The organism is Pseudoxanthomonas putridarboris, from assembly GCF_038321125.1.
In the GTDB taxonomy this organism is placed as follows: Bacteria; Pseudomonadota; Gammaproteobacteria; order Xanthomonadales; family Xanthomonadaceae; genus Pseudoxanthomonas_A; species Pseudoxanthomonas_A putridarboris.
The window spans coordinates 42,791-59,839 of the sequence record NZ_JBBWWT010000004.1 but is presented as its reverse complement, the minus strand read 5'-3'; the positions used below and the strand labels follow the sequence as shown (position 1 = coordinate 59,839).

Annotated in this window: 17 protein-coding genes; 11 read left to right on the top strand and 6 right to left on the bottom strand. The window is 69.6% G+C overall.

Going from position 1 to position 17,049, the window contains the following annotated elements:
• Window positions 1–3 precede the first annotated feature (3 nt).
• The 11 genes from hisG (at window position 4) to AAD027_RS10160 (ending at window position 10,852) form a co-directional block, all read left to right on the top strand.
• Window positions 4–918 (top strand): ATP phosphoribosyltransferase, encoded by a 915-nt coding sequence (gene hisG / locus AAD027_RS10210; protein WP_341725928.1) that lies wholly within the window; start codon window positions 4–6, stop codon window positions 916–918.
• Between the two features lie 2 nt (window positions 919–920).
• Window positions 921–2,243 carry a histidinol dehydrogenase gene (gene hisD, locus AAD027_RS10205; RefSeq protein ID WP_341726188.1) on the top strand — a complete coding sequence of 441 codons (1,323 nt, stop codon included), beginning with the start codon at window positions 921–923 and terminating at the stop codon, window positions 2,241–2,243.
• Entirely contained in the window at window positions 2,240–3,322 is a 1,083-nt protein-coding gene (gene hisC / locus AAD027_RS10200; RefSeq protein WP_341725927.1) for a histidinol-phosphate transaminase, read from the top strand. The genes hisD and hisC overlap by 4 nt, the downstream gene beginning before the upstream one ends.
• A 187-nt stretch (window positions 3,323–3,509) precedes the next feature.
• Entirely contained in the window at window positions 3,510–4,637 is a 1,128-nt protein-coding gene (hisB, locus tag AAD027_RS10195; RefSeq protein WP_341725926.1) for a bifunctional histidinol-phosphatase/imidazoleglycerol-phosphate dehydratase HisB, read from the top strand.
• Entirely contained in the window at window positions 4,637–5,236 is a 600-nt protein-coding gene (gene hisH, locus AAD027_RS10190; protein ID WP_425605434.1) for an imidazole glycerol phosphate synthase subunit HisH, read from the top strand. The genes hisB and hisH overlap by 1 nt, the downstream gene beginning before the upstream one ends.
• On the top strand, window positions 5,233–6,012 hold the full coding sequence (gene hisA / locus AAD027_RS10185; RefSeq protein WP_341725924.1) for a 1-(5-phosphoribosyl)-5-[(5-phosphoribosylamino)methylideneamino]imidazole-4-carboxamide isomerase: 780 nt from the start codon (window positions 5,233–5,235) through the stop codon (window positions 6,010–6,012). The genes hisH and hisA overlap by 4 nt, the downstream gene beginning before the upstream one ends.
• Window positions 6,006–6,782, top strand: a complete 777-nt coding sequence (gene hisF / locus AAD027_RS10180) for an imidazole glycerol phosphate synthase subunit HisF (protein ID WP_341725923.1) — start codon at window positions 6,006–6,008, stop codon at window positions 6,780–6,782. Before hisA ends, hisF begins: the two co-directional genes overlap by 7 nt.
• Complete coding sequence (gene hisIE, locus AAD027_RS10175; RefSeq protein ID WP_341725922.1) at window positions 6,772–7,398, top strand: bifunctional phosphoribosyl-AMP cyclohydrolase/phosphoribosyl-ATP diphosphatase HisIE; 627 nt, start codon at window positions 6,772–6,774, stop codon at window positions 7,396–7,398. Before hisF ends, hisIE begins: the two co-directional genes overlap by 11 nt.
• Window positions 7,399–7,598: 200 nt before the next feature.
• Complete coding sequence (locus AAD027_RS10170; RefSeq protein ID WP_425605433.1) at window positions 7,599–9,182, top strand: calcineurin-like phosphoesterase C-terminal domain-containing protein; 1,584 nt, start codon at window positions 7,599–7,601, stop codon at window positions 9,180–9,182.
• Window positions 9,183–9,349: 167 nt separating this feature from the next.
• Window positions 9,350–10,243 carry a cupin-like domain-containing protein gene (locus tag AAD027_RS10165; protein ID WP_341725921.1) on the top strand — a complete coding sequence of 298 codons (894 nt, stop codon included), beginning with the start codon at window positions 9,350–9,352 and terminating at the stop codon, window positions 10,241–10,243.
• A gap of 33 nt (window positions 10,244–10,276) precedes the next feature.
• Window positions 10,277–10,852 carry a YdeI/OmpD-associated family protein gene (locus AAD027_RS10160; protein WP_341725920.1) on the top strand — a complete coding sequence of 192 codons (576 nt, stop codon included), beginning with the start codon at window positions 10,277–10,279 and terminating at the stop codon, window positions 10,850–10,852.
• 142 nt (window positions 10,853–10,994) lie between these two features.
• On the opposite strand, the gene yddG is transcribed toward AAD027_RS10160, so the two are convergent.
• From yddG to AAD027_RS10130, 6 genes are all read right to left on the bottom strand, one after another.
• Complete coding sequence (yddG, locus tag AAD027_RS10155; protein WP_341725919.1) at window positions 10,995–11,864, bottom strand: aromatic amino acid exporter YddG; 870 nt, start codon at window positions 11,862–11,864, stop codon at window positions 10,995–10,997.
• An 8-nt stretch (window positions 11,865–11,872) separates the two neighbouring features.
• Window positions 11,873–12,574, bottom strand: coding sequence for an acireductone synthase (mtnC, locus tag AAD027_RS10150; RefSeq protein WP_341725918.1), 702 nt, complete (start codon window positions 12,572–12,574; stop codon window positions 11,873–11,875).
• A gap of 112 nt (window positions 12,575–12,686) precedes the next feature.
• On the bottom strand, window positions 12,687–13,247 hold the full coding sequence (locus AAD027_RS10145) for a 1,2-dihydroxy-3-keto-5-methylthiopentene dioxygenase (protein WP_341725917.1): 561 nt from the start codon (window positions 13,245–13,247) through the stop codon (window positions 12,687–12,689).
• 94 nt (window positions 13,248–13,341) lie between these two features.
• Complete coding sequence (locus AAD027_RS10140; protein WP_341725916.1) at window positions 13,342–13,983, bottom strand: methylthioribulose 1-phosphate dehydratase; 642 nt, start codon at window positions 13,981–13,983, stop codon at window positions 13,342–13,344.
• A gap of 59 nt (window positions 13,984–14,042) precedes the next feature.
• The gene (locus AAD027_RS10135; protein ID WP_341725915.1) at window positions 14,043–15,350 is read right to left on the bottom strand and encodes an amino acid permease; all 1,308 of its coding nucleotides are present in this window, start codon (window positions 15,348–15,350) and stop codon (window positions 14,043–14,045) included.
• A gap of 82 nt (window positions 15,351–15,432) precedes the next feature.
• Window positions 15,433–16,899: an amino acid permease gene (locus AAD027_RS10130; RefSeq protein WP_341725914.1), complete on the bottom strand. Its 1,467-nt coding sequence runs from the start codon at window positions 16,897–16,899 to the stop codon at window positions 15,433–15,435.
• Window positions 16,900–17,049 lie beyond the last annotated feature (150 nt).

Below are 17,049 nucleotides of genomic sequence, written 5' to 3'. Positions count from 1 at the left end.
CCCATGAGTCCCCCCCTCGCTTCCGCGGCGCGCGAGCGCCTGCGCATCGCCATCCAGAAAAGCGGCCGCCTGGCCGAGCCCGCGCGCGCGCTGCTGGCCGCCTGCGGCCTCAGCTGGCGCGAGAGCCGCGACAAGCTGTTCTGCTACGGCGAATCCCTGCCGGTGGACCTGCTGCTGGTGCGCGACGACGACATCCCGGGCCTGATCGCCGACGGCGTCTGCGACTTCGGCATCGTCGGCCGCAACGAACTGGACGAGCAGGCCGGCGAACGCGCCTTGATCGGCCTGCCGCAGGCGTACCGCGAACTGCGCCCGCTGGGTTTCGGCGCCTGCCGGTTGATGCTTGCGGTGCCGGAAAGCTGGGAATGGACCGGCCCTGCGCAGTTGCAAGGGCAGCGCATCGCCACCAGTTACCCATCGATCCTGCGCCAATGGCTGCAGGCCGAAGGCATCGACGCAGCGGTGGTGGAGCTCTCCGGTTCGGTGGAGATCGCGCCCAAGCTGGGCACCGCCGACCTGATCTGCGACCTGGTCTCCAGCGGCGCCACCCTGGCGGCCAACCAGTTGAAGCCGGTGCAGACCCTGCTGGACAGCGAAGCCGTGCTGGCCGGGCCGGCGCGCGACTTCGACGACGTCCGCGCCGAACTGGCCGACATGCTGCTGCGCCGGCTCGACGGCGTGATGAAGTTGAAGGACAGCAAGCTGCTGATGTTCCGCGCGCACCGCGACACCGTGCCGGAACTCTCGCGCCTGCTGCCCGACGCCGATGCCCTGGTGACGTTGCCGGGCGAAGGCGACGGCCCCCTGTCGCTGCAGGCCATGTGCCACGGCGCGGTCACCTGGCAGCGGCTGGAGGAACTGCAGCGCGCCGGCGCGCAGGGCCTGATGGTGCTGTCGGTGGAGAGGTCGCTGGCATGAGCATGCCCTGCAACGGCACGCCTTCCACACGGCGCTACGACTGGGACGCGCTGGACGAAACCGCGCGCGCCGCCCTGCTGGCGCGTCCCGCGCAGGTCGTCGCCCAGCGCACGCGCGAGGCCGTCGCCGCCTTGCTGGCCGACGTGCAGGCGCGCGGCGACGAGGCCTTGCGCGACATCACCGCACGCTTCGATGGCGTCGATCTGGCCGGGTTCGAGGTGGGCGCGGACGAATTCGCCGCCGCGCACGCCGCCGTCCCCGCCGCATTGCGCGAGGCGATGGAGCAGGCCGCCGCGCGCATCGAAGCCTTCCACCGCGCCGGCATGGTCCAGCCCTATGCGCTGGAAACCGCACCGGGCGTGGTCTGCGAACGGGTCATCCGGCCGATTTCCCGGGTGGGCCTGTACGTGCCGGCCGGCAGTGCGCCGCTGCCTTCCACCGCGCTGATGCTGGGCGTGCCCGCGCGCCTGGCCGGTTGCCGCGAGGTGGTGCTGTGCACGCCGCCGCGCCGGGACGGCAGCGCCGATCCGGCGGTGCTGGTGGCCGCGCAGCTCACCGGCGCGACCCGCGTGTTCAAGCTGGGCGGCGCGCAGGCGATCGCGGCGATGGCCTACGGCACCGGCAGCGTGCCCAAGTGCGACAAGTTGTTCGGGCCGGGCAACGGCTACGTCACCGAAGCCAAGCAGCAGGTGGCGCAGGGCGGCGTGGCCGCCATCGACATGCCGGCCGGTCCATCGGAAGTGCTGGTGATCGCCGATGCCGGCGCCGATGCCGAGTTCGTCGCCGCCGACCTGCTGTCGCAGGCCGAGCATGGTCCCGATTCGCAGGTGCTGCTGCTGTCCGACGACGATGCGCTGATCGGCCGCGTGCAGGCCGAGATCGACGCGCAGTTGGCGAAACTGTCGCGCGCCGACATCGCCCGCCGTGCGCTGTCGGCCTCGCGACTGGTGCGGGTGCCGTCGTTGCGGGAGGCGTTCGCCATCAGCAACCGCTACGCGCCGGAGCACCTGATCCTGGCATTGCGCGATCCGCGCGCCTGGCTGGACAGCGTGGAAGCGGCGGGTTCGGTGTTCCTGGGCGACTACACGCCGGAAGCGCTGGGCGACTATTGCAGCGGCACCAACCACGTGCTGCCCACCAGCGGTGCGGCGCGCGCCTATAGCGGCGTCAGCGTGGCCAGCTTCCAGAATTTCGTCAGCGTGCAGTCGGCCAGCCGCGCCGGCATCGCCGCCATCGGCGGCTGCGCGCTGACGCTGGCCCGCGCCGAAGGCCTGGACGCCCACGCCAACGCAGTGTCGCTGCGCATGGGCAGGGAGGCCGCATGAGCGATCCCGTCGACCTGGTCCGCGAAGACCTGCGCGGCTTTGCCGGTTACAAGTCGGCGCGCAGCGAAGTGCTGTGCGGCGATGTCTGGTTGAACGCCAACGAATCGGCCTGGGCCAATCCGGCCGACCGGCAGGGCCTCAACCGCCGTTATCCCGACCCGCAGCCGCAGGCGCTGTGCGAACGGCTGGCGCGACTGTACGGCTGCCAGCCCGCGCAGTTGCTGATGGGCCGTGGCAGCGACGAAGCCATCGACCTGCTGGTGCGCGCGCTGTGCGTGCCGGGCCGCGATGCGGTGGTGGTGACACCGCCGGTGTTCGGCATGTACGCCGTCAGTGCGCGATTGCAGGACGCGCGCATCGTCGAGGTGCCGCTGGTGGATGGCAAGGACGGCTTCGCCGCCGACCTGGACGCCATCGGCCGCGCGGCGCGGGAGCAGGGGGCGAAGATCGTGTTCCTGTGTTCGCCTTCCAACCCGGCGGGTTCGACGGTGCCGCTGGACGGCATTGCCCGGCTGGCCGCATCGCTGGCGGGGCAGGCGCTGGTGGTCGTGGACGAAGCCTACGGCGAATTCGCCGATGAGCCGTCCGCCGTCTCCCTGCTGGAAACGCAGGCCAACATCGCCGTGCTGCGCACGTTGTCGAAGGCGCACGCGCTGGCGGCGGCGCGGATCGGCACGGTGATCGCGGATGCGCGGCTGATCGACGTGCTGCGCCGTTGCCAGGCGCCGTACCCGGTGCCCGCCCCCTGTGCGGAGATCGCGCTGGCGGGCCTGTCCGATGCGGCGCTGGCGCGGACCCGCGAGCGGGTGGCGCTGGTCCGCAGCGAACGCACGCGCCTGCACGCACGCCTGCAGGCGACGCCGGGCGTGCGTCGCGTCTACCCGTCGCAGGGCAATTACCTGCTGGTGCGCTTCGACGATGCCGAGGCCGCGTTCCACGCGCTGCTGACGGCCGGCGTGGTGGTGCGCGACCAGCGTGCCGCGCCGCAATTGGGCGATGCGCTGCGCATCACCATCGGCTCCCCGGACCAGAACGACCGCGTGTTGTCCGCATTGCGTTCGCAGGAGGCCGCCGCATGACTTCCCGTCCGTTCCTTATCCGGTCCGGCGCATTCGCGGGAGGGGCTTCAGCCCCGACCGGATACCCGGCGAGGCCAGCCCGGAACCCGGCCGTTCGTCGCGCGGGCGCGCTGCGGCGCGTTCATCGTCATGCGAACGGCAGGGCCATCGGGGCGCGGGCTGAAGCCCCTCCTGCAGAAGTCCTGCCATGACGCCGATCCTTTTCATCGACCGCGACGGCACCCTGATCGAGGAACCGGAAGACTTCCAGATCGACGCCTACGAGAAGCTGCGCTTCGTGCCGGGCGCGATTCCGGCGCTGCTGAAGCTGCGCGACGCGGGCTACCAGTTCGTCATCGTCAGCAACCAGGACGGGCTGGGCACGGAGGACTATCCGCGCGAGGCCTTCGAGGGTCCGCATGCGTTGATGATGCAGGTCTTCGAAAGCCAGGGCATCCGTTTCCGCGACGTGCTGATCGACGAGAGTTGGCCGCACGAGAACAAGCCCACCCGCAAGCCGGGCATCGGCCTGGTGATTCCCTACCTGCAGGACCGCGGCATCGACTGGGCGCGTTCGGCGATGGTCGGCGACCGGCCGACGGACATCCAGTTCGCCGACAACCTGAAGATCCGTGGGTTCCAGTTGAAGACCCCCCAGTTCGGTGGCGAGTGGGACTGGGCCGGCATCGCGCACGAACTGGCCGACGCGCCGCGCCGCGCCGTCGTCCAGCGCGACACGAAGGAGACCAAGATCCGGGTCGAAGTGGACCTGGACCGCGTGGCCGAACCGGTCGCCAGGACCGGGCTGCCGTTCTTCGACCACATGCTGGAACAGATCGGCAAGCACGGCGGCTTCGCGCTGCAAGTGCGCGCGGACGGCGACCTGCACATCGACGAGCACCACACGATCGAGGATACCGGGCTGGCCCTGGGGCAGGCGTTGCGCGAGGCGCTGGGCGACAAGCGCGGCATCGGCCGGTATGGTTTCGATCCGCCGGAAAGCCCGTGGCTCGCGAATGGCGAAGCCGGCCGCATCGGCTTCACCTTGCCGATGGACGAGACGCTGGCCAGCGCCGCGCTGGATTTCAGCGGCCGCCCGTACTTCGTCTTCGACGGCGAATTCCGCCGCGAGCGCGTGGGCGACCTGCCGACCGAACTGGTGCCCCACTTCTTCCGCTCGCTGTGCGACGCCTCGGGCCTGAACCTCAACCTGAGCGTGCGGGGCGACAACGACCATCACAAGGTGGAAGCCTGCTTCAAGGCGCTGGCGCGCGCGCTGCGGCAGGCGGTCCGGCGCGAGGGCGCGGAACTGCCGTCCACCAAGGGAGCGCTGTGATGCGGGTGGCACTGGTGGATGCCGGCGGCGCCAATATCGGCTCCGTGCGCTACGCGCTGAACCGGCTGGGCGTGGAGCCGGAAATGGCGACAGGCGCGGATGCGATCCGCGCCGCCGACCGGGTGATCCTGCCGGGCGTCAGTACCGCCGCGCAGGTGATGGGACGGCTGCGCGAGCTGGGCCTGGTGGAAACGCTGCGCTCGCTGGACGCGCCGTTGCTGGGCGTATGCGTCGGCATGCAGTTGCTGTTCGAGCATTCGGAGGAAGACGATACGCCGTGCCTGGGCCTGCTGCCCGGCCGCGTGGCCAAGCTGCCGGCGGGCGCGGGCATCCGCGTGCCGCACATGGGCTGGAACACATTGAGCGAGGTGCGCGGGACCGCGTTGACGCACGGCATCGAGCCGGGCGGGCATGCGTATTTCGTGCACAGCTATGCCGCGCCGGTGACCGAGGACTGCGTGATGGTCAGCGACCACGGCCGGCCGTTCGCCGCCATCGTGCAGCGCGGCAACGTGGCCGGCGCGCAGTTCCATCCCGAGCGTTCCGCCCGCATCGGCGCGCGGTTGCTCGACAACTTCCTGAAGCAGGGCGTGGCATGAGTACGGATGCGAGCCCCTCGCAAGCACCGCCCCATCCCCGCGCGGACTTCCAGTTCTATCCGGCCATCGACGTGCGCGATGGCCGCGTGGTCCGGCTGGCGCAGGGCGATTACGCGCGCGAGACGCGCTATGGCGGTACGCCGCTGCACGTGGCGCAGGATTATTCCCGGCAGGGCGCGCAATGGCTGCACCTGGTCGATCTGGACGCGGCGCGGGCCGGTGGCTACACGCTGCTGCCGCTGCTGGAAGAAATCGCCAGGAGCACGGGATTGAACGTGCAGACCGGGGGCGGCGTGCGTGCGCGCGACGACGTGGCGCGCATCCTCGACGCCGGCGCGCGGCGCGTGGTGGTCGGGTCGCTGGCGGTGCGCGAGCCCGATACGGTGCTGGGTTGGCTGGCCGAATTCGGCAGCGACCGCATCACCGTCGCGCTGGATACGCGGCAGGACGGGCAGGGCGCCTGGCGCCTGCCGGTGCACGGCTGGACCGAGACCGCGGCGGAAACGCTGGATGCGCTGGCCGAACGCTACGCCGCCGCCGGACTGGTCCACCTGCTGTGCACCGACATCGCCCGCGACGGCATGCTGTCCGGCCCCAACCTGTCGTTGTACGCGCACCTGCACGCGCGCGTGCCCGCGCTGGCGGTGCAGGCGTCGGGCGGCGTCAGCGCCGTGGGCGATGTCGCCGGCGCGCGCGACGCGGGCTGCGCCGGCATCGTGCTGGGCCGCGCGTTGCTGGAAGGTCGCTTCACGCTGGCGGAGGCGCTGGCATGCTGAGCCGCCGCATCATTCCCTGCCTGGACGTGCGCGACGGGCGCGTGGTCAAGGGCGTGCGCTTCCGCGACCACGTGGACATGGGCGACATCGCCGAACTGGCGCTGCGCTACCGCGACGAAGGCGCGGACGAACTGGTGTTCTACGACATCGGCGCCAGCCCCGAGGGGCGTTCGGTGGATTACCGCTGGGTGGAGAAGGTTTCGCGCCTGCTCGACATCCCGTTCTGCGTGGCCGGCGGCATCCGCGACGTGCGGACCGCGCGCGCGGTGCTGCATGCCGGCGCGGACAAGGTATCGGTCAACACGCCGGCGCTGGAGCGGCCCGCGTTGATTTCCGAACTGGCCGCGGCCTTCGGCGTGCAGTGCGTGGTGGTGGGCGTCGATTCCATCCGCGAAGCCGACGGCGAATGGCGCGTGCGCCGCAACACCGGCGACCCGGCCCGGATGCAGGCGGTCCCCGTCCGCACGCTGGACTGGGTGGCGCAGGCGCAGGCGCTGGGGGCCGGCGAGATCGTGCTGAACTGCATGGACCAGGACGGCGTGCGCAAGGGCTACGACCTGGCGCAGCTGAAGGCCGCGCGGGCGGTGTGCCGGGTGCCCCTGGTGGCGTCGGGCGGGGCGGGCGAGGTGGAGCACTTCGCCGACGTCTTCCGCGATGCCGACGTGGACGCGGCATTGGCGGCCAGCGTCTTCCACAGCGGCAGGATCGCCATTCCTGCATTGAAGGATGCGTTGGCCGGACAGGGCATCGAGGTGCGGCGTGACCAGTGATTCCAATCGACTTGCCATTTTCGATCCGGCGACGCCCGACTGGGACAAGGGCGGCGACCTGCTGCCGGCCATCGTGCAGGACGCGCGCACGCTGCGCGTGCTGATGCTGGGCTACATGAATCGCGACGCGCTTCGGGCGACGCTGGCGACGGGCCAGGTGACCTTCTACAGCCGCAGCAAGCAGCGCCTGTGGACCAAGGGCGAAAGCTCGGGGCACGTGCTGGAACTCGTTTCCGTGGACCTGGACTGCGACCGCGACACGCTGCTGGTGCAGGCGCGCCCGCACGGCCCCACCTGCCACCTGCAACGGGCCAGCTGTTTCCCGCAGGCGCCGGCCGCCTTTCTGTCCGAACTGGATGCGCTGGTGGCGCAGCGCGAACGCGAGCGTCCGGCGGGCAGCTACACCACCCGGCTGTTCGACGATGGCGTGCGCCGCATCGCGCAGAAGGTCGGCGAGGAAGGCGTGGAGACCGCCCTGGCCGCCGTCGCGCAGGACGATGCCGCCCTGCTGGGCGAAAGCGCCGACCTGCTGTACCACCTGGTCGTGCTGCTGCGCGCGCGCGGACTGTCGCTGGAAGGCGCCATCGCCGTGCTGAAGCAACGGCACGGCGGGTAAAAACGTCCTTGTGGGAGCGACGCAAGTCGCGACGGCACAGTGGAAAAAAGCAATGCCCGATGGTTCATCCGTCCTGCCGCGTGGCGACGCGTTCGTCTTTGCGGGTGATCGTAGAACCTTGCGGCGCCGTCGCGACCTGCGTCGCTCCCACAGGCAGATGCGGCGATAATCCACGCCGGTTCGTGGCCTTGGAGTTTGCCGTGCGTGGATTGACCGCCTTCGTCCTGTTGTCCTGCCTGGCCCTGCCGGCCCATGCGCTGCCATCGCCCTGCGACGGCGGGCAGGTCTGGGAGGACCGCAACGGCAACGGCCTGCGCGAGGACGACGAACCCGTGCTGCCCGGCATCCAGGTGTCCGATGGCGTCGATGTGGTGCGCACGGATGCGAACGGCGAATACCGCTTGCCGATCGTCGGCGGCCGCACGGTCTTCCTGATCAAGCCCGCGGGCTACGACCTGCCGGCGCGCCGCGATGGGCTGCCGGACTTCTGGGTGCATGTGCAGCCCGAGGCCGGTCCGCCGCTGAAGTACGGCGGCATTCCCGAGGCGTTTCCTTCCTGCCGCGACTTCGGCCTGCGCCCGCGCGCGGCGCAGGCAGGCGATGCGGCGCTGGACGTGCTGCTGTTCGCCGACAGCCAGGTGAAATCGGCGCAGGACGTGGACTATTACCGGCGCGACATCGTGCAGCCGCTGGCGGGCCGGCATGGCGCGGCGCTGGGCCTGACGCTGGGCGACGTGGTCGACGACGACCTGTCGCTGTACCCGGACGTGCTGCGCACCACGATGAGCCTGCGGGTGCCATGGCTGTTCATTCCCGGCAACCACGACCTCGACTTCGATGCGGCCACGGATGAGGATTCGCTGCGCACGTTCCGGCGGCATTTCGGCCCGGACACGTTCGCGTGGGAAGAGGAGGCGATGACCTTCATCGGGCTGGACGACGTGATCTATCGGCCCGGCAAGACCCCGGCCTACTTCGGCGGCTTGCGCGAGGACCAGTTCGCCTTCCTGCAGGCCTACCTGCCCACGGTGCGCAAGGACCGGCTGCTGGTGATCGGCGCGCACATCCCGTTCTTCGAGGAAGGGCCGCGCGGTTTCCGCGCCGCCGACCGCGAACGCCTGTTCGCGCTGCTGGAGGATTTCCCGCACGTGCTGCTGCTCAGCGGCCATACGCACGGGCAGCGCCACTGGTACCACGATGCCGGTACCGGCTGGCACGGCGGAACACCGCTGCACGAGTACAACGTGGGCGCGGCCTGCGGCGCTTTCTGGTCGGGGGTGAAGGACGCCGAAGGTATCCCCGACAGCACCATGGCGGATGGCACGCCGAACGGCTACGCGCGGCTCAGCGTGCGGCCGGGTGGGGGGTACGCGCTGTCTTGGCATCCCGCGCGCGATGCCGCCGATACCGGCATCGGCCTGCACGCGCCGAAGGTGCTGCGGCAGGGGGCGTATCCCGCCTGGGGCGTCTTCGCCAACGTCTACATGGGCGATGCGCGGACGAAGGTGGAGTACCGCGTGGACGGCGGCGACTGGAAGCCGATGAAGCGCGTCGAGCAGCCCGATCCGCGGGTGATGGTCGAGAACATGCGCGACGACCTGGCCGATCGCCTGCGCGGCTACGACCGTTCGCCGGAAGCCGGGCCCTCCCCGCACCTGTGGCGCGGCGCCCTGCCCACCGACCTGCCGGCAGGCGAACACCGGGTGGAGGTGCGCGCCTTCGACCGCTGGCGCGGCGAACTGACAGCCAGCACGCAGTACCGGCTGGAAGCCGCCGGACCCTGACCGCGGGCCTGCGCGCTTCCGGCATGACTGATGTCCGGTTCGCGGCGGTCCCTGCGTTGTGTCCCCCAAGGGCCGGTCCGAACCGGGGTCCCGGGCCGCATGACGTCCCGGTGGCGGTCGGCCCCGTGGACCGCGCCGCACGGGGTGGCGCGGCAAGGGGGGATCCAATGTCGAAGTGTTTTGCCGATGGCCTGCCCGCAGGCCAGCTGGACCGTGCGCCGTTCAAGTTCCAGCACCAGTTGCTGCAACATCCCGCGCTCAGCATCGAGGGGCTGTCCGAATCGCTGCCGCAATTGCCCGCGGACCGCATCATGTACTCCAAGGGATTGTCCGACCTGGCGATCAATTTCGACCGGGCCCATATTGAGCATGGCAACGGCCTGGGCCTGCGCGAGACCATCGAGACGATCCGCACCTCCAGTTCCTACATCGCGGTGCGCGATCCCGAGGATCATCCGGCCTTCCGCGGCCTGTACGAGGACCTGAAGTCGGAAGTCGGCGCGCTGCTGCGGGAAGGCGGCAAGTCGCGGACCATCCACCAGCCGCGCATGTGGCTGTTCATCGCCTCGCCGGATGCGGTCACGCCGTTCCACTTCGACCGTTATTCCAACGTGCTGATGCAGATCCGCGGCAGCAAGCAGGTGGCGGTGTTCCCGAACTTCAACCCGGAGATCGTGCCCACCGAAGTCTGCGAGTCGTACATGGACCGGAAGGACTCCCAGTCGCTGTGGCGGGAGGAGCTCGACCGGCATGCGGTGAAGTTCGATTTCTCGCCGGGCGATGCCCTGCACATCCCGTACATCGCCGGGCACTACGTCAAGAACGGCGCGGAGGACGTGTCCATCTCGCTGTCGTTCTTCTTCCAGACCGACGAGACCCTGCGCTGGACCGACGCGATGCGCTTCAACCATCGCTGGCGCAAGTGGATACGCCCGCTGGGCCTGTCGCCCAGCCCCGTCGGCGGTTCGGCGGCGCTGGATGCGGCCAAGGCGCGGATGCTGCCGCTGGCGACCGGCGTGGGCCGTTTGATGGGCCGCGCGCGCAGGCTGGCGGCCGCCTGACGACGCTGGCCGGGATTGCTAGTATCGGCGGCGATGGCCGCCACCGAACTGCCGATCGAATGGTTCAGGACCGTCCAGGCATGGGAGCGCTGGCTGGCCGCGCACGGGCGGTCGCCCGGCCTGTGGCTGCGGATCGCCAAGAAGGATTCGGGCGTGGTGTCGGTCACCTATGCCGAGGCGCTGGAGGTGGCGCTCTGCCACGGCTGGATCGACGGGCAGAAGAAAGGGCTGGATGAGCGCTTCTTCCTGCAACGCTTCACGCCGCGCCGTCCGCGCAGCCTGTGGTCGAAGATCAACGTGGCCAAGGCGGAATTGCTGATTGCCGCCGGCCGCATGCGGCCGGCCGGGTTGCGCGAGATCGAGGCCGCCAAGGCCGATGGGCGCTGGGACGCGGCCTACGACGGGGCGCGTTCGATGGAAGTGCCGCCGGAACTGGCGGCCGCGCTGGCGAGGAACCGCAAGGCGCTGTGGTTCTTCGAGCAACTCGACAGGACCAACCGTTATTCGGTCTGCTGGCGCGTGCAAACGGCGAAGAAGGCGGAGACGCGCGCGGCGCGCGTGGAAACGCTGGTCGCCATGCTGGCGCGCGGCGAGAAGATCCACGGCTGAGTCGATGCGGGAGACGGGGTCCGGGCTGGCTGGCGAAGGCGGGCTGGCGCGGAACGCGGAGCGGGCTGGCACTGGGGCTGGCGGGCTGCGTGGCGCGTAGTCTAGTGATTCGTTTCCCGCCGTGTAGAAACAGGAATCGCTCTCATCTGGCGCGCGGCGCGCGCACGCTCAGCCAGGCTCCGGCCAGCAGCAGCGCGATCGCCACCGCCTGCATCCAATGCGCCTGCGCCCGTCCCGACGCCACCAGCAACAGTGTCGAAAGCAAGGGCGCCAGATAGGAGAGGCTGCCGAGCAGCGCGATGTCGCCGTGCTTGGTGCCGTGGTCCCACAGCCAGAACGCCGCGCCCACCGGGCCGATCCCCATCAGCAGCAGCACGCCCCATTGCGCGGCCGTCGGCGCGACCGTGGTTTCGAACGCGGCATGCGCGATGCCGCCCAGGATGGCCACGCCGGCGCAGGCGACGGCGATGGCGGCGCTGGGCACAGCGGCGAAGCGGCGGTTGAGCACCGAGTACAGCGACCAGACCAGGGCCGCGCCCAGTGCGGCCAGATAGCCGGACACGAATTCCGCCTTGACCTCGATGCCCTGGCCGCGCGTGACCAGCAGCACCGCCGCGATCAATCCCAGCGCGGTGCCCGCCCATTGCGCGGGCCGTACCTTCACCCCGGCCAGCAGGCCGGCGAACACCACGATCAGCAGCGGCCAGAGATAGTTGATCAGGTTCGCTTCCACCGCCGGCGCGCGCTTGAGCGCGACGAAGTACAGCGCGTGGTAGCCGAACAGCGCCGCCGTGGTCAGCGCCAGCGCGGGCCAGGGCTGGCGCAGTTCCCGCCAGCCGGTGCGTCCGCGCCATGCGGTGCGGGCCAGGCCGAGCAGGGCGGCGATGCCGAAGCCGATGGCCAGCACCTGGAACGGTGGCAGGCCCTCCGTGGCGGTGGTCAGTACCGCCAGCGACGACCACAGCAGGATGGCCGACAGCCCGACCCAGGTGGCCGTGCGTGGTGCGCCCATCGCGCGGATCAGGCGTCGAGTGCGATGTCGGCGAACGTCGTGACCCGCGGGTGGCCACGGGCCGCATCGCCGGTGCGCGGGTTCGGGTAGTCCTGCGGGCGGTCCACCAGGCAGGTCCGCAGGCCGGCCTCGCGCGCGGCGTCGAGTTCTTCCACCACGTCGGACAGGAACAGGATCTCTTCCGGCGCGATGCCGATCCGTCCGGCGATGCGGCGGTAGCTGTCCGCTTCGCGCTTGCCGCCGACCTCGGTATCGAACCAGCCCGAGAACAGCGGCGCCAGGTCGCCAGCGTCGCTATGGCCGAAGAACAGCTTCTGCGCCGGCACCGAGCCGGACGAATAGACGTACAGCGGCAGGCCCTGGGCATGCCATTGCGTCAGCGCGGGCGCGGCATCGGGATAGATGTGGGCGGTGAAGTCGGCATCGCGGTAGCCCGCCTCCCAGACCATGCCCTGCAAGGCCTTCAGCGCGGTGTGCTTGCGATCCTGGTCGATCCACCCCTGCAGCGTTTCCACGATGACGTCGTCGCTGCAGATGCCGCCGTGCTCGGCCGCCACCGCGTCCAGCCAGCGGCGCACTTCCGGGTCGTTGCCGTGCGCGCGCACGAAGCCGGGCAGGGCGCGGCGCGCGTACGGGAACAGCTCATCCTTGACGAAGGAAATGCTGCTGGTGGTGCCTTCGATGTCGGTCAGGATGGCGGAGATGGGCATGGTGCGGAGGCCGGAAAAGGAGCGGACATTGTAGGAGGGGCTTCAGCCCCGACCGTGGATCATGCGGAATCGTCGGGGCTGAAGCCCCTCCTACGGACGGCTGCCGGGGACTTTACTGCGGCTGCGTCAGCCCGTCGTAGCGCGGGAACTTCTGCGCGATGGTGGTGCCGGTGAAGTGGCCCACCCAGCCGTCCGGCTCGGTGAAGAAGCGGATCGCGACGAAATGCGGTTCCGGGCCCATGTCGAACCAGTGCAGCGTGCTGTCGGGCACGCCGATCAGGTCGTCCTTCACGCACTCGATCTCGTAGACCTTGTTGTCCACGTGCAGGGTGAACAGGCCGGAACCGGCGACGAAGAAACGCACTTCGTCTTCCTTGTGGTAGTGCTCGTCCAGGAACTTCGCGCGCATCGCATCGCGCTGCGGGTTGTCCGGGGCGATGCTGACCACGTCCACGGTCTTGAAGCCACGCTCGGCGACCAGCCGGTCGATGTCGGCGCGGTAGGCGTCCATCACCTCTTCCGGCGATGCGCCCGGCTCTATCGGCTTGTTGGCGTGCCAGCGCTCGAAGGTCACCCCGATCTTCTTCAGTTCGGTGGCGATGAAGTCCGGATCGTAGCTGGCGAATTCCGGCGTGACCGGGTCGTTCTCGTTGAAGATGCGCAGTCGGCTCATGGCGGTATGGCAGGGCTTACTGGGGTGCACAAGCGTAGCAAATGCTGGCGCGCGCGCTGTTACGCCAGCGGAATACAGCAATGCCGCACGGTTATCAGCGGCGGCAGCCCAGCTTGCGCAGTTCCAGTTCGCAGTGGAGCAGGAACTCGAAGGCTTCCAGGTGCCGGCGCGCCTCGGCCATCGTGCGGCCCCAGGCGTACAGGCCGTGGCCGTCGATCAGGTAGCCCCACAGAGGTTGCCGGTCAAGCAGCGCGTCCACCTGCGCGGCCAGGGTGGGCATGTCCTGCGTGTTGCTGAACACCGGCACGTCGATGGCCATTTCGTGCGTATGGTTGCCGTGGAAGGCCTTCAGCAGCTCATAGCCTTCCAGCCGGACATGCCCGGCGCCGGCGAACAGCCGCGAGGCGATGGTCTGCACCGGCGAATGCGTATGCAGCACGCAGCCGATCTCGGGATAGCGGCGGTACAACTGCGTGTGCAGCAGCGTCTCGGCGGAGGGGCGATGGTCGCTGCCGACCGCCTTGCCGTCGAAGTCCACCACCATGATGTCGTCCTCCACCAGCCGGCCCTTGTCGCGGCCGGAGACGGTGATCGCGGCGTGCCGGTCGTCCAGCCGCTGCGAGAAGTTGCTGCTGGTGGCCGGCGTCCAGCCCTGCTGCGAGAGCTCGCGCACGTTGGAGATGATCGACTGCGCGCGTTCGCGCAACAGCTCGGCGTCGTAGGGGAATGCGCTCATGCGCGCATTCTATCGCGCGTCGCCATCGGGCGCCGCCGCGACGCCCGGTACGCGGCGGCCTACCGCGGAATGTCGGCCGGCAGCTTTCGTCGCGAGAAGCCCCGGTAGGCGGCCAGCGCCAGCAGGGCGATGACCACACCGCCGACCAGCGTGCTGACCGGGGTGGAGTAGACCAGCAGGCCGCACGCCACCAGCGCGCCCATGCCGATGATGCGGTCGCGCGAAGTGGACGGTCGACCGGGCGCGCCCAGCAACAGGCTGAGGCCGGCCGTTGCGTAGGCCATCACCACCAGCACCACGACCATTTCGATCAGGGTCTCGAACTGCCCGGAGACGGTGGGCGACAGCGTCAGCACCGCCAGCGCCGTCATCGACAGCGCCACCAGGAACAGGCCCCAGCCGGCCGAGCCGTTCGGCAGCAGGCGCCCGAAGATGGCCGGCAGGTAGCCACGATGCGCGGCGCGCGCGCCGGACTCGCCGGTGACCAGCATCCATCCGCCCAGGGTGCCGGTGGCCTTCAGCGCCGCCGCCGCCGCGATGATGGGGATGGCCCAGAGACCGAACATCTGCCCCGCGACCAGCGCGAACGGCGCGCTCGATGCGGCCAGCTGGTCCACCGGCACGATGCCCATCATCAGCACCGACGAGACCAGGTAGACCAGGCCGGCGATCACGATGCCGCCCAGCGTGGCCAGCGGCACGTTGCGCGACGGGTTGCGGACCACGCCGGCCACCATCGCGCCGGTCTCCAGCCCCACGAACGCCCAGAAGATCGGCGCCAGCGAGCTGAAAACCACACTGGCATCGGACTGGCCCGACACGTTCCACGCCGCGCGGTACAGGCCCAGGTCGAAGCTGCCCCAGCCCCAGATCAGGATCACCGCCACCGGCAGCAGGCCCAGCACCACGCACAGCGACTGGAAGCGGGCGATCTGCCGCGGGCCCATCAGGTTCAGCGCGAACATCAGCCAGATCAGCACCAGCTGGCCGCCCAACCGGGTCAACTGGCCGTCGCCGACGGGCAGCAGGATCACCAGGTAGCCGAACGCCGCCACCGCGATGGCGTTGTTGCCGATCCACGACGAGATCCAGTACAGCGTGGTGGCCAGGAAACCCATGTCCCGGCCCAGCGAGGGCCGCACGTAGTCGTCCGGCGACTCCAGATTGGGGTAGTCGCGCGCCAGCCGGGCGAACGCGCTGCCCAGTATCACCGCCAGCACCGTGCCCAGCAGCCAGCTGAGCGCGGTGACCCCGCCGGACTTGGCCAGCGTGGCCGGCAGCAGGAAGAAGCCCGAGCCGATCATGTTGTTGGCGACCACGAAGGTCGCCAGGACGGGGCCAATCTGACGGGCGCTGCCGGTGGTCATCGGGGACTGCCTGGAAAGGATTGGAAGCGGGGGATACAAGGAAAAACGGCTGGCCGAGTGGCCAGCCGTTGCGGGGAGCGGATCAGGCGCGGCGCAGCTTGCTGTTCCAGAAACCGTAGGTGAAGTAGATCACCAGCCCGATGACGGTCCAGCCGACGAACAGCTTCCAGTGCTCGGTGAACGGCTGCCAGAACAGGTAAAGGCAGGCGGCCACGCCCAGCGGACAGACCACGATGGCCAGCGGCACGCGGAACGGGCGCGGCAGGTCCGGCTTGGTGAAGCGCAGGATCAGCACGCCCGCCGAGACGGTGGCGAAGGCCAGCAGCGTGCCCATCGAGACCATTTCGCCCAGCAGGTTGATCGGCAGGAAGCCGGCCAGCGTGGCGGCGATGACGCCCACGATGATCGTGCCCACGTACGGCGTCTGGAATTTCGGATGCACCTTGCCGAAGATCTTCGGCATCAGCCCGTCCTTGGCCATGCTGTAGAAGATGCGCGGCTGCGCCATCAGCATCACCAGGATCACCGACGACAGGCCGGCGATGGCGCCGATCTCGATCAGCGTCTTCAGCCACAGCAGGCTGGGATAGGCTTCCAGCGCGGTCGCGACCGGCTTCTCGGTGCCCAGCTGGGTGTACGGCAGCATGCCGGTCAGCACCGCGCACACCACGATGTAGATGATCGTGCACACGACCAGCGAACCGAGGATGCCGATGGGCATGTCGCGCTGCGGATTCTTGGCCTCGCCGGCGGCGGTGGAGACCGCGTCGAAGCCGATGTAGGCGAAGAACACGATGGCGGCGGCGCGGGTGACGCCCTCGAAGCCGAACTTGCCCGGGCCCTCGTTGGCCGGGATGAACGGCTGCCAGTTGGCCGGATCGACGTACTGCAGGCCGAAGCCGACGAACAGCAGGATCACCGTGACCTTGATGGCGACCACGATCGAATTGACGAAGGCCGACTGGGTGATGCCCACGTAGCACAGGCCGCTGACCGCGGCGACGATGAACACCGCCGGCAGGTTGAGGATGGCGCCGGAGCGGACGAACTCGCCGTTGATCACGGTGAACGTCGCGCTGGACAAGGCATCGGGGATCGGTATGCCCAGCGTGCCCAGGAAGCTGTTCAGGTAACCGGACCAGCCCACCGCCACGGTGGAGGCGGCGAACAGGTATTCCAGCACCAGGCACCAGCCGATGAACCAGGCGACGAACTCGCCCAGGGTGGCGTAGGAGTACGAATAGGCGCTGCCGGAGACCGGCATCAACGCCGCGAATTCCGCATAGCACAGGCCGGCCAGGGCGCAGGCCACGCCGGCCATGACGAAGCTGAGCATGATGGCCGGACCGGCATGGAGGGCCGCCGCCTGGCCGGTCAGCACGAAGATGCCCGCGCCGATCACCGCGCCGATGCCCAGCATCACCAGATGCTTGGCGGTCAGGGTCCGCTTCAGTGTCGCTTCGCCCTCCAGGCTGCCTTCGAACGGTTCACCGGCATCGACATGTCCGGCCGGCGCGACCGGCTTGACCCTGAACAGAGTTTTGAGCATTCGCTGCGTCCCCTTGGAAGACTGGCTGCCGGCAGGAAGGCCCCGCCGGACGGTGGAAACTGTCATGGGGACGGTCCCCACGGAAGGCCGTACCTTGCCAAAGCGCGTCGGGGATCACAAGCGCGGTTGCAGCATGGCCGGCGATAATCA